Consider the following 12087-nt stretch of genomic DNA (forward strand, 5'->3'; position numbering starts at 1 on the left):
TGCACTCTCGGGGGTCGAGTGCTAATCATTGGCGTTAGCACTCTGAAGGTGAGAGTGACAACGAAGGACCGGGTCGGTGAGGCCCGCCAGGTCACGTGGGGCAAGGAACCACACGGCCGGCGAGCCGTCCGTCGCGGGCGCGGGCGCGGTCCGAAGGAATCACCCCCAGTCCTGGAGGGACCACTTCACATGGCCAAGATCATCGCGTTCGACGAGGAGGCGCGGCGCGGCCTCGAGCGCGGCATGAACCAGCTCGCGGACGCCGTGAAGGTGACGCTCGGCCCCAAGGGCCGCAACGTCGTCCTCGAGAAGAAGTGGGGCGCCCCCACGATCACCAACGATGGTGTCTCCATCGCCAAGGAGATCGAGCTCGAGGACCCGTACGAGAAGATCGGCGCCGAGCTGGTCAAGGAAGTCGCCAAGAAGACGGACGACGTCGCCGGTGACGGTACGACCACCGCGACCGTTCTCGCCCAGGCCCTGGTCAAGGAGGGCCTGCGCAACGTCGCCGCCGGCGCCAACCCGATGGCCCTGAAGCGCGGCATCGAGAAGGCCGTCGAGTCGGTCTCCGCCGCTCTGCTGGAGCAGGCGAAGGACGTCGAGACCAAGGAGCAGATCGCTTCCACGGCCTCCATCTCCGCCGCCGACACCCAGATCGGCGAGCTCATCGCCGAGGCCATGGACAAGGTCGGCAAGGAAGGCGTCATCACCGTCGAGGAGTCCCAGACCTTCGGTCTGGAGCTGGAGCTCACCGAGGGTATGCGCTTCGACAAGGGCTACATCTCGGCGTACTTCGCCACCGACATGGAGCGTATGGAGGCCGTCCTCGACGACCCGTACATCCTGATCGCGAACTCCAAGATCTCCAACGTCAAGGACCTGCTCCCGCTCCTGGAGAAGGTCATGCAGTCGGGCAAGCCGCTGCTGATCATCGCCGAGGACGTCGAGGGCGAGGCCCTGTCCACCCTGGTGGTCAACAAGATCCGCGGCACCTTCAAGTCCGTCGCCGTCAAGGCCCCGGGCTTCGGTGACCGCCGCAAGGCCATGCTCGGCGACATCGCCATCCTCACGGGCGGCGAGGTCATCTCCGAGGAGGTCGGCCTCAAGCTGGAGAACGCCACCCTCGACCTGCTGGGCAAGGCCCGCAAGGTGGTCATCACCAAGGACGAGACCACCATCGTCGACGGCGCCGGCTCCGCCGACCAGGTCCAGGGCCGCGTGAACCAGATCCGCGCCGAGATCGAGAACAGCGACTCGGACTACGACCGCGAGAAGCTGCAGGAGCGCCTGGCGAAGCTCGCCGGCGGTGTGGCCGTCATCAAGGCCGGCGCCGCCACCGAGGTGGAGCTCAAGGAGCGCAAGCACCGCATCGAGGACGCCGTGCGCAACGCCAAGGCGGCCGTCGAGGAGGGCATCGTCGCCGGTGGTGGCGTGGCCCTGCTGCAGGCCTCCCAGGTGTTCGAGAAGCTGGAGCTCGAGGGTGACGAGGCGACCGGCGCCAACGCCGTGCGCATCGCCCTGGAGGCCCCGCTGAAGCAGATCGCCGTCAACGCCGGCCTCGAGGGCGGCGTCGTGGTGGAGAAGGTGCGCAACCTGACCCCGGGCCACGGCCTGAACGCCGCGACCGGCGAGTACGTCGACCTGGTCAAGGAAGGCATCATCGACCCGGCCAAGGTGACGCGCTCCGCGCTGCAGAACGCCGCGTCGATCGCCGCGCTGTTCCTCACCACCGAGGCCGTCATCGCCGACAAGCCGGAGAAGGCCGCGGCCCCGGCCGGCGGCGGCATGCCGGGCGGTGACATGGACTTCTGAGCCTGATCCGTCAGGTTCGGACCCGTCCGACGGTCCGGAGGGCGGCACTCCCCGCACGGGGGGTGCCGCCCTCCGGCGTGTCCGGGTCCCGCAGGGGCCTCACGGGTGACGGGTGTCACAGGGGCGGGCGGGGGAGGGGCGGGAATGCCCGCCGCCTCGCGCCGGTTCGACGAGATGAGCGTTGCATGCACGTACACATACCGTTCAGTATGCGCGAGGAGTCTCTCTGATGACCGTCACCGCCTCCGAGGCCACCGGACGTGCCGCCGAGGTCCTGGCCCGGCCGGTCGCCCTCAACGGGCTGACCGTGCCCAACCGCATCGTCATGGCGCCCATGACCCGTCAGTTCTCGCCGGGCGGGGTGCCGGGGGAGGACGTCGCGTCGTACTACGCCCGGCGGGCCGCCGCCGGGGTCGGGCTGATCGTCACCGAGGGCACGTACGTCGACCACCCGTCCGCCGGTGTCAGCGACCGCATCCCCCGGTTCCACGGGGAGGAGCAGCTCGCCGGCTGGGCGAAGGTCGCGGAGGCCGTGCACGCCGCGGGGGGCCGCATCATGCCCCAGCTGTGGCACGTCGGCATGGTCCGCGAGGAGGGACAGCCGCCCTTCCCACAGGCGCCGGCGGTCGGTCCGTCGGGACTGCGCCTGGACGGTTCCGAGGGCGGCCGGGCCATGACCCGGGCCGACATCGACGCCGTCGTGGCCGCGTTCGCCGAGGCGGCGGCCGCGGCGGAGCGCATCGGCTTCGACGGTGTGGAGCTGCACGGCGCCCACGGCTACCTCATCGACCAGTTCCTGTGGGCGGGCACCAACCGCCGCACCGACGCCTACGGCGGCGACCCGGTGGCCCGCACCCGGTTCGCCGTGGAGATCGTGCAGGCCGTGCGCGCGGCCGTGTCGCCCGGTTTCCCGGTCGTCCTCCGCTTCTCGCAGTGGAAGGCCGACCACTACGGCGCCCGGCTCGCCGAGACCCCGCAGGAGCTGGAGGCGATCCTCACCCCGCTCGCCACGGCCGGCGTCGACGCCTTCCACGCGTCCACGCGCCGCTACTGGCTCCCCGAGTTCGACGGCTCCGACCTCAACCTGGCCGGCTGGGCCCGCAAGCTGACCGGCAGGCCGGCCATCACGGTCGGCTCGGTCGGCCTGGACGGCGAGTTCGGCCGCGCCTTCCTGGGCGAGGGCGCCGCGACGCGCGGCATCGACGACCTCCTCGACCGCTTCGAGCGCGACGAGTTCGACCTGGTCGCGGTGGGACGCGCGGTCCTCCAGGACCCGGAGTGGGCGGCCAAGGTCCTGGCCGGCCGCTTCGACGAGCTGACGTCGTACGACGCGTCCTCGCTGACGTCGCTGAGCTGAGTCCGGGCCCGGTCCGGGCAGCCGAGGCGCGGCACCCCTCTCACCAGGGGCGCCGCGCCTTTTCGTGCGTGGCCCCGGCGGCCGTGCCGGCCGTGGGTGTGCCGGGGCGGCCCGGCCCGCTCCGGATCGGGGAGCCGTGAGGCCCGCGCCTCAGGCGTTGCCCATCGGTTCGATGTCCATCCGCACCGGGGTGCCCCATATCCGCAGGACCTCGTAGTCGGTGAACTCGTGGACGACGCGGTAGGCCACCGCCGGGCGGGGGCCGCGGAGCTGGGCCTTGACGAAGAGTTCCGCCTCGCGGCGGTCGCGGCGCGGGGTGCCGCACAGCTGCCAGGCCTGGCCGTTCCACATCTCCGGCAGCCAGCGCTGCTGCGGCTGCGGACGGTCGCCGCGCACCCCGTACCGGGAGGGCGCGGGATCGGCGGGTCGGGCCTGCGGGGCCGGGCCGTTGAACTCGGCGCGGCGGGCGGCGCGGCGCCGGGTCTCGCAGAGCAGGCACAGGTCCGGGGCGCTCTCGTCGACCGGTCCCGTGGGGTGCTCGGCGCAGCGGGTGCTGGGCGGGGCGGTGGTGACGCTGTCCTCCAGCAGGTCCAGCGCCCGCCGCAGGTCGGCCCGCACCTCGTGCAGCCGGGCGTCCGGGGTGTCGGCGGAGAGCGCCTCCCCGTGCTCACCGAGCACACGCAGGGCCCGGCCGAGGGCGGTGAGCTGTGCGTGGTTCATGGTGGATTCTCCGGGTGGGGGACCGCTCCAGTATCCCAGCGCCGGACGGTCAGCTTCCCGCGGCCGCCAGCGCCGCCCGCAGATGCCCGTCGGCCTCGTCCAGCAGCCGGGCGGCGGTCGGCCCGTCCACCCCGGCCAGCAGCACCAGGATGGCGTTCTTGACCTCGCCGTCCGTGGCGGCGAGGGCACGCTCCACGGCCTCGTCGCCGGCGCCCGTCACCTGGGCGACGATCCGCCGGGAGCGGGCGCGCAGCTTCTCGTTGGAGGCGCGCACGTCGACCATCAGGTTCCCGTACGTCTTGCCCAGCCGGATCATCGTGATCGTCGACAGCATGTTCAGCACGAGCTTCTGCGCCGTGCCGGCCTTGAGGCGGGTGGAGCCGGTGAGGAACTCCGGGCCCACGACCACCTCGATGCCGTGTTCGGCCGCCGCCGCGAGCGCGCTGCCCCGGTTGCACGACAGCCCCACCGTGAGCGCCCCGCGCTCGCGGGCGTACGCGACCGCGCCGACCGCGTACGGGGTGCGGCCGGAGGCGGAGACGCCGACCACCGTGTCGTCGGGGGTGACGCCGAGCGCGGCGAGGTCGGACTCGGCCAGCTCGGGGGAGTCCTCGGCGCCCTCGGCCGGGTTGACCATGGCGTCCGGGCCGCCCGCGATCAGGCCGACGACCCGCGCCGGGTCGGTGTTGAAGGTGGGCGGGCACTCGGAGGCGTCCAGCACGCCCAGCCGTCCCGCCGTGCCCGCGCCCGCGTAGACCAGCCGCCCGCCGCGCGCCATCCGCTCCGCCACGGCGTCGATCGCGGCGGCGATGGCGGGCACCTGCTCGGCCACGGCGCCCGCGACCGAGGCGTCCTCGGCGTTCATCAGCCGTGCGATCTCGAGCGTGGGCAGCCGGTCGACCTCCGCCAGCTCGGGCCGGAACGCCTCGGTGGTCAGGGTCTCGAGCTGGGAGCGCAGATCACGGTCGCGGGAGGTGGAGGTCATGGGCGGTGTTCTTTCGGTCGGGCCGGACGGCACGGACGGGGTACGACGGGGGTGCGCGGGGCGCGCGGCCGGGAGGGCGTGCTTCCCTCACGGGCCCTTGCGGGTCGCCCGGTGCCGGTGCGCCAGCGCCTCGTACGACGCCGACAGGGCGGGCGCGGCCGCCTCGTAGGTGCGCTGGGCGACGCCCACGAACAGGCAGTCCACGACCAGCAGTTGACCCGTACGGGAGGACATCGCGGCCGGGCGCAGCTCGCTCTCGCGGGCCGTGGACGTGGTCAGGACGTGGTCGGCGTACTGCGTGACGGGGCTGTCGGGGCGGCCGGTGACGGCGACCGTGGTGGCCCCGTGCTCGAAGGCCACCCGGAGCGGCTCGATGACGTCGCCGGTGGTGCCGGAGTGGGTGACGGCGATCGCCACGTCCCCGGCGCGCAGCTGCACCGCGTTGGTGACGGCGAGGTGCGGATCGCTGTGGGCGTGCGCCAGCAGGCCTATGCGCAGCAGCTTCTGGGTGAGATCCTGGGCGACCAGCCCGGACGCGCCGACGCCGTACACATCGGTGCGGCGGGCGCCCGCGAGGGCGGTCACGGCGGCGGCCAGCTGGACGGTGTCCAGTCCGGCGGCGGTGTCGGCGAGGGTCTGCTGCTCGTCGTAGGCGAGCTTGGCGACGACGTCGGCGATGGGGTCGTCCACCGCGATGTCCGTGGTGATGGCGGGGGCGCGTCCCGACTGCTGCTGGGCGGCGAGGCCGGCCAGGGCGAGCCGCAGGTCCCGGTAGCCCGGGTAGCCGAGCAGGCGGGCCGTGCGGACGACGGTGGCCTCGCTGGTGCCGGTCAGCTCGGCGAGGCCGGTGACCGTGAGCGCCGCGCAGCCGGCCGGGTCGTCGGCGACGGCCTCGGCGACGCGCTGCATGGAGCGGGTCATCGACGGGGCCAGCGTGCGCACCTTGGCCGCGAGGGCGGCGGGTGCGGGGGGAGTGGGTGAGGCGCCGGCGCTCCCGAAAATTTCCTTCACTTCATGGGTCACGATATGAAAGATATTTTCGGCACGGGCTTCCGGTCAAGAGTGCGCACAATGGGGGACATGCACCCCGAGCGTGAACCCGGCACCCCTCCGGTCGGCCCCCTGGAACAAGCGTTGCACGCGGCGCGGGCCCTCGTGCTGGCCGATCTCGTGGCGCGCGGGGTCGCCGAGGCGGACGTGGTGTCCCTGGTCGAGGACTCCGTCGCGCACCGCCGCTGGTGGGTCGAGCAGTGGCCGGAGGGCGCGAGCTTCCTGGCCGGGCTGGTCGCGCAGGACGTGCAGGACGCCCTGCTGGAGCGGTACGGACGCTGGCCGCTGTGCCCGGTGTGCGGCAGCGGCGGCCCGCACGCGCTGGAGGTCGAGCCGGAGCTGGGCCCCGACCCGCACTGGGTGTGCCACAAGGCGGGCGTGAAGGTCGCGGCGGTGGGCGGACTGGGCGAGGCGGGCCCCTCGTCGTGACCGTGTACATCGACCCGCCCGCCTGGCCGGGGCACGGCCGCCTGTGGTCCCACCTGGTGAGCGACGTCTCCTACACCGAGCTGCACCTCTTCGCCGCCGGTCTGGGCGTGCCCCGCCGCGCCTTCGAACGCGACCACTACGACATCCCGGCGCACCGGTACGCGGACGCGGTGCGCGCGGGCGCGGTCGAGGTCAGCAGCCGCGAGGTGGTGCGGCTGCTGCACGGGGCGGGCCTGCGGCGGCGCAAGCGGGCGGACCGGACGGGCGGTTCGGGGTAGGTCAGGGGCGCGGTCCGTGGGGCGGGGGCGGGCCGTGGGCCGGGCGCGCGGCCCGTTGCTCAGACGCGCGGTCCGTGGGCCGGGGGGCGCGGTCCGTGGGCCAAGGGCGCAATGCGTGGCTCAGGCGCGCAGTTCGTAGGTGATGCGTCCCTCCTGCCGGGACACCTCGGTGAACCCGGCGCGGGTGACGACCTTCTGCGACGGCACGTTGTCCTCCTCGACGACGGCCGTCACGGCGTGCACGGAGTCCTGGCCGAGCGCCCACGCCGACAGGGTGCGCAGCGCCTCGGTCGCGTACCCGTTCCCGCGCGCCTCCGCGACGAGGTCGTAGCCGATCTCCACCCGGCCGCCGTCGTCGGGCGCGCCGTGGAAGCCCATCGCGCCCACCGCGAGGTCGTCCTCCCGGCGGACCAGCACGTACATGCCCCACTCCGGGCGGTACGCGCCCTCCTCGTACTGGGTGACGCCGAACCCGGCGCCCACCCGGGTGCCGTCGGCGGGCGCGCCGCCCGCCCAGGTGAAACCGCCGTCGCCCGCGAGGGACAGGCTCGCGGCGACCGCCGGGGTGACGCCCTCCAGGTCGAGCCGCTCCGACCGCAGCACCGGGTTGTTGTACCAGCGCCAGGCGGTGACCGGCTCCCGCCCGGGCAGCTCGCCGCGGCCCGTCGCCCACAGCAGCGTCGGCCAGGGCGACGGCCCCGGCCGGACGTGCGGGAAGATCCGCGTCAGCACGAACTCGCAGAGCCCGTCGGGCGGTTCGTACGCGATGCCCAGCCCCTCGGCCATGTCGTGCGTGTGCAGCAGCACCTCGGCGACGCCCATCGCGGCGAAACCCTCACGGTTCGCGTGCCGGAACGGGTACGGGTGGAAGGCGCGCACGGAGCGGGGGGTGGTGCGGACGGCGGCGGCGAGAAGGGCGCCCATGGCGGAGATCACGTGGAGGGCGCCGTCGTTGCCGGCGTCGGCCCGCAGCGAGAAGTCGAACGACGCGTACGCGTGCCGGCCCCGGCCCGTGAGCTGGGCCGCGTACCCGATGAGGTCGCCCGCGACGTGCTCCGCCGTCTCCCGGCAGTCCCACTCCAGCCGGCCCGCCCGCACCTTCGTCCAGTCCCGGCCGGTGACCGCCCCCAGGGCCGCCACGCTGTGCGCGACGGCCGCCTCCACCTGGTCCGCTCCCGAAGCATGCATGGGGAGAGGTTAGGCGGAGGGCGGGGGCGGGGTCGACAGCATGTCCAGCTCGCCGCGCAGGTTGTAGCGGGCGGTGGCCTCCCAGTGCTCCTGGCCGTACGGGGTGCGGAACACGCTGTGCAGGTCGAGGAGCCGGCGCAGAATGTCGGCGCGGCCCTCGCGGAAGGCGTCGTTCGGCACGAACCGGTACTCCTCCCGGATCGCGGCGGTGTAGGCGGCGTACGCCGACGGCGCGGACGCGAGCACCGCGAGGTCGGCGTCGCACAGCACCTGGCCGTCGCGGTCGTCGTCGGCGGGGTCGTGCGTCACGGTGAGCCGCACCAGCCGGGCGACCTCCTCGGTCTTCGCCGCGGACACCCCGGCCTCGGGCAGCGCGCGCTCGGCGAGGCGGGCGGACCGCTCCTCGTTCTCGGACCGGTCCGGCAGGTAGACGGCGTCGTGGAACCACGCGGCGAGCCGTACGACGTCGGGGTCGTCGGCGTGGTCCGCCAGCTCGTCGACGCGGTCGAGGACCGCGGTGAGGTGATCGAGCGTGTGGTACCGCCGCTGCGGCTCCTGCCAGCGCGCGATCAGACGGTCCGCGTACGGCAACGGGTCCGGACCCTCCGCGGATCCCCGGGCCCCTTCGAGGGCACGGACGAAACGGGCACGGAGATCCTCGGTGTCGGCCATGAGCCCATTGTTCCCGGTCCGCGCCCCGGGCGTCACAGCAGCGGCTCCGCCCGCACGGTCTTCCCGGGCCCGCCGTCCGTGCGCGGCACGACGCGGACCCGGCTCACGGGCCGCGACACCAGCCGCAGCCCCCGCCGGTCCCCGCTTCCGGACCGGCGGGCGGGCGGGGCGCGTCCGCGGGCGGCCGGTGGTGCCGGGCGCCGGTCACCTCGACGCGGACGAGGCCGCGGCCGGCGCTCGGCGCCAGGGTCGGACGGACGTCGCGGCCCGGCCCCTTCCTCCGGGCTCCCCGGAAGCGCCTCAGAAGACGGGTCCCCCCTCGGCCCCCGCCGGGCGCCTGTTCACCGGAGCCGTCAGCATCCCGGTGAGGGCGTCCGACAGGAAGTCGCCGGCGGCGTGCCAGTGCGGTGTCCGGCCGTCCCGTTCGGCGCGCTCCTCCATGTCGGCGCAGCACGTCATGACGACGCGGGTCATCAGCAGCGCCCGGCCGCGGACGATCTCCCGGGGCAGGTGGTCCAGGCGGGAGATCACCGACCGGACGATCAGCGTGGCGGTCGGCGCGTCCTCGGCCATGCCGTGGAGCAGGTGCGTGGCGGTGGGATCGTGCATCGCCTGGCTGACGAACCGCGCCCGCCAGGTCGGCTGCGGCAGCTCGGCGAGGGCGTCGGTCACCGGCACCACGAGGGCGCGTACGTCGTCCAGGAGTGAGTCGGAGCGCTCGAACATCGCCCGGCGGGGCTCCTCGAGGTCCCTCAGATGACGGGTGAGCAGGGCACGCAGCAGACCCTCGCGGCCGCCGAAGTAGTAGCCCACGGCCGAGTGGTTGGTGTTCCCCGCGATCTCGGCGATCTTGCGGTCCGAGACGTGGGACATGCCCACCTGCACGAACAGGCGTTCGGCGGCGTCGAGCAGCGCGGTGCGCGCCGCCTCTGATCTGGCCATCGGTAGTCGTCATCTCCTGCTGACCGCGCCCTGCGGAATCGCCAACGTAACCCACGTCCGCGAACGTAAGGCACATGACTTACATTAGGACCCTGTTCGTAAGTCGTGTGACTTAGTTTTGGGAGCCGGTCCGCTGCCGGGCCCGGGGCCCGCGATCACCGCACCTCTCCACGGCCGAGCCGGCCGACCGGCCTTCCCCCGGCCCCGCCCGCCTACGACGAGTCCGACAAGGAGCCAGACTTCGTGGAACCCTCCGCCCCCGCCCCGCCCGCCGGCGGCCCCTCACCCGGCCGGTCCGGCGCCGCCGCCCCGACCGGCGGCCCGGGCCTGCCCGGCACGCCCCGGGTGGAAGACCGCAAGACCCGGATCGGCCGCTACGTCGCCCTCTTCGCCATGCCCTTCCTGATGGTGACGATGATGTACGCGACCTACGTCGGGACCATGCACGCGCCCGCCCCGAAGGACGTCCCGGTGGCCGTCGTGGGATCGGGGCAGGTGGCGGAGAAGACCGTCGCCGCCCTGGACTCCCTGCCGGGCGACCCCCTCGAACCGCGGCTGGTCGCCACCGCCGGCGAGGCGCTCGACCTGATCGAGGACCGTGAGGTCTCCGGTGCCCTGGAGATACCCGCGGGGGGCCGGGGCGAGGCCGTGATCCACACGGCCTCGGCCGGGGGCGCCTCCGCGGCGAGCACGGTCCAGCACCTGCTGACTCCGGTGGCCGCCGAGAACCAGTGGCAGATCACCACCGAGGACGCGGCCCCGCTCCCCGACGGCGACCTGTCGGGCGTCGCGGTCCTCTTCGCGGGCATGGGCATGATGCTGGCCGGCTACGTGCCGCTGAGCGTGCTGACGATGTCCCTGCCGTTCCTGCTGACCCTGCGGCGGTTCGTCCCGCTCCTCGTCGGCTGGGCGGCGGTGACCAGCACCGTCATCTGGATCATCCTCGGTCCGGTCGTGGGAGCGGTGGACGGCCACTACCTGCAGTTCCTCGGCGTCGGCATGCTGGCCGTCGGCGCGGTCGGCATGACGCAGCTCCTCTTCACCAAGCTCGTCGGGCCGCTGGCCGTCCTGTTCGGGATGCTGCTGTGGGTCGTCTTCGGCATGCCCGCGTCCAACCTGGCGCTCCCGGTCCACAGCATGCCGGGCTTCTTCCAGTGGCTGCACGGGGTGCTGCCCCTGCCCGCCGCGGGTGAGGCCCTGCGTTCCCTGCTGTACTTCGACGACCGAGGCGTCGTCGGCTACCTGACGCCGCTGGCCGTGTGGATCGTGGTCGCCTTCCTGCTCGCGCTGCTGAAGGAGCGCCGCTCCGGGACCGTGATCCCGGCCGCGCCTCCGGTCGACGACGTGAGCACCCCGCTGCCCGCGCTGGCCGGCGGCCCCGTGCGGTCGCCGAAGGTCCGCTACTTCGCCGCGATCGCCTTCCCGCTGGCCATTCTGGTGGGCGTGGTCGGCAGCATGAGCGCCGCGATGCACCGCCCGGAGCTCCATGACATGCCCGTGGTGGTGGTCGCCGCCGACGCCGCACAGGCGGAGCGGACGGTGGAAGGGCTGAAGCCCCAGCTCGGCGCCATGCTCGACATCCGGACCGGCACCTCCGCCGAAGCGGCGCGGGACCAGATCCTCGAGCAGGAGATCGTCGGCGCCTACGTCCTGCCGGCCACGGCGGACGACACGGCCGTTCTCTACAGCTCCTCGGCGGCCGGATCCAGCCAGCAGACGGCGCTGCGGGCGGTGTTCCAGCAGGTGGCCGCCGGTCAGAAGGTCCCCCTGGAACTGACCGACGTCAAGCCGCTGACCGAGAACGACACCATGGGCAGCAACAGCATGTACGCCGGCATGTCGTGGATCATGGCGGGCTTCCTGATCATGGCGGTGCTGCGCGGCGGGGCGCCGGAGCTGACGCGGCTGCGTCACTTCGTGGTGAAGCTCGCCGGCTGGGCGGCCGGCATGGCGCTGTGGCTGTGGTTCCTCTTCGACGTCCTGATCGGAGCCGTCAACGGCCACGCCCTGGAGATGATCGGCTTCGGCGCGGCCACCATCTTCTGCGTCTCCCTGGTGACCGGCGTCTTCACCCGGACGTTCGGCCTCGCCGCCATCGTCCCCGTGATGCTGGTCCTGATGCTCGCCGGCGTTCCCGCCTCGGGCGGCGGCATGTCCGTCTACATGGTGCCGGACGTGTTCCGCCCCCTCCAGGACGTCCTGCCGCTGCCGGCCGCCGTGGACACCGTCCGCTCGCTGGTCTACTTCGACGGTCACGGCATCGGCGGCAACCTCCTGACCGTCGCCGTCTGGGGCGGGGCCGGACTGGTCCTGCAGTTCCTGGTGGACCTGTGGCTGGCCCGCCGGGAGAAGAGGGCGCCGCACCCGCCGGTCGCCTCCGGGGACCTCGGCTCCGGCACGCCCGATGACGGCGTCACCGCCGACGCCCCGAAGAAGGACGACGCGGACGACGCGGAACCCGCGCTGGCGAACTGACCCGGCCGTCCGGGTCCCCTGACGCGCCGGGAGACCCGGACGGCCTGTCGCCGCGACCCCCGCACGGGGGGCCGCGGCGCCGTTCGTCCGGCCTCCCGCCCGCAGGTCCTCCGGAGGGCGCCGCCGGGCGGGAACGTCCGCCTCCGGCCCCGACGTGATCCCCCCGGGTGAGCCGGGGG

11 protein-coding genes are annotated in these 12087 nt (G+C 73.6%); 5 read left to right on the top strand and 6 right to left on the bottom strand.

The genetic code is table 11. The features are described 5' to 3' along the window. Nucleotides 1-189: 189 nt before the first annotated feature. Nucleotides 190-1812, top strand: coding sequence for a chaperonin GroEL (gene groL / locus C1708_RS18120; RefSeq protein WP_106413656.1), 1623 nt, complete (start codon nucleotides 190-192; stop codon nucleotides 1810-1812). Between the two features lie 229 nt (nucleotides 1813-2041). Then, the gene (locus tag C1708_RS18125; RefSeq protein ID WP_106413657.1) at nucleotides 2042-3169 is read left to right on the top strand and encodes an NADH:flavin oxidoreductase; all 1128 of its coding nucleotides are present in this window, start codon (nucleotides 2042-2044) and stop codon (nucleotides 3167-3169) included. Between the two features lie 150 nt (nucleotides 3170-3319). On the opposite strand, the gene C1708_RS18130 is transcribed toward C1708_RS18125, so the two are convergent. The 3 genes from C1708_RS18130 to C1708_RS18140 all read right to left on the bottom strand — a co-directional run bounded on the left by C1708_RS18130 (nucleotide 3320) and on the right by C1708_RS18140 (nucleotide 5897). Then, nucleotides 3320-3889 (bottom strand): hypothetical protein, encoded by a 570-nt coding sequence (locus C1708_RS18130; protein WP_106413658.1) that lies wholly within the window; start codon nucleotides 3887-3889, stop codon nucleotides 3320-3322. 49 nt (nucleotides 3890-3938) lie between these two features. Then, nucleotides 3939-4874 (bottom strand): N-acetylmuramic acid 6-phosphate etherase, encoded by a 936-nt coding sequence (gene murQ, locus C1708_RS18135; RefSeq protein WP_106413659.1) that lies wholly within the window; start codon nucleotides 4872-4874, stop codon nucleotides 3939-3941. 87 nt (nucleotides 4875-4961) lie between these two features. Continuing rightward, on the bottom strand, nucleotides 4962-5897 hold the full coding sequence (locus C1708_RS18140) for a MurR/RpiR family transcriptional regulator (protein WP_106413660.1): 936 nt from the start codon (nucleotides 5895-5897) through the stop codon (nucleotides 4962-4964). Between the two features lie 57 nt (nucleotides 5898-5954). Between C1708_RS18140 and C1708_RS18145 the strand changes: the two genes are divergently transcribed. Then, nucleotides 5955-6353: a DUF8819 family protein gene (locus C1708_RS18145; RefSeq protein ID WP_106416353.1), complete on the top strand. Its 399-nt coding sequence runs from the start codon at nucleotides 5955-5957 to the stop codon at nucleotides 6351-6353. Beyond that, nucleotides 6350-6631 carry a DUF4031 domain-containing protein gene (locus C1708_RS18150; protein WP_106413661.1) on the top strand — a complete coding sequence of 94 codons (282 nt, stop codon included), beginning with the start codon at nucleotides 6350-6352 and terminating at the stop codon, nucleotides 6629-6631. The genes C1708_RS18145 and C1708_RS18150 overlap by 4 nt, the downstream gene beginning before the upstream one ends. Nucleotides 6632-6751: 120 nt before the next feature. Here C1708_RS18150 and C1708_RS18155 read toward each other — a convergent pair whose 3' ends face one another. The 3 genes from C1708_RS18155 to C1708_RS18165 form a co-directional block, all read right to left on the bottom strand. Continuing rightward, entirely contained in the window at nucleotides 6752-7795 is a 1044-nt protein-coding gene (locus tag C1708_RS18155) for a GNAT family N-acetyltransferase (RefSeq protein ID WP_106413662.1), read from the bottom strand. Between the two features lie 33 nt (nucleotides 7796-7828). Continuing rightward, nucleotides 7829-8491: an HD domain-containing protein gene (locus tag C1708_RS18160; RefSeq protein ID WP_106413663.1), complete on the bottom strand. Its 663-nt coding sequence runs from the start codon at nucleotides 8489-8491 to the stop codon at nucleotides 7829-7831. A gap of 300 nt (nucleotides 8492-8791) precedes the next feature. Continuing rightward, entirely contained in the window at nucleotides 8792-9433 is a 642-nt protein-coding gene (locus C1708_RS18165; RefSeq protein WP_106413664.1) for a TetR/AcrR family transcriptional regulator, read from the bottom strand. A 243-nt stretch (nucleotides 9434-9676) separates the two neighbouring features. Between C1708_RS18165 and C1708_RS18175 the strand changes: the two genes are divergently transcribed. Continuing rightward, the gene (locus C1708_RS18175) at nucleotides 9677-11908 is read left to right on the top strand and encodes an ABC transporter permease (RefSeq protein ID WP_241911279.1); all 2232 of its coding nucleotides are present in this window, start codon (nucleotides 9677-9679) and stop codon (nucleotides 11906-11908) included. Nucleotides 11909-12087 lie beyond the last annotated feature (179 nt).

Origin of the sequence: Streptomyces sp. DH-12, assembly GCF_002899455.1 — a bacterium.
Classification (GTDB): domain Bacteria; phylum Actinomycetota; class Actinomycetes; order Streptomycetales; family Streptomycetaceae; genus Streptomyces.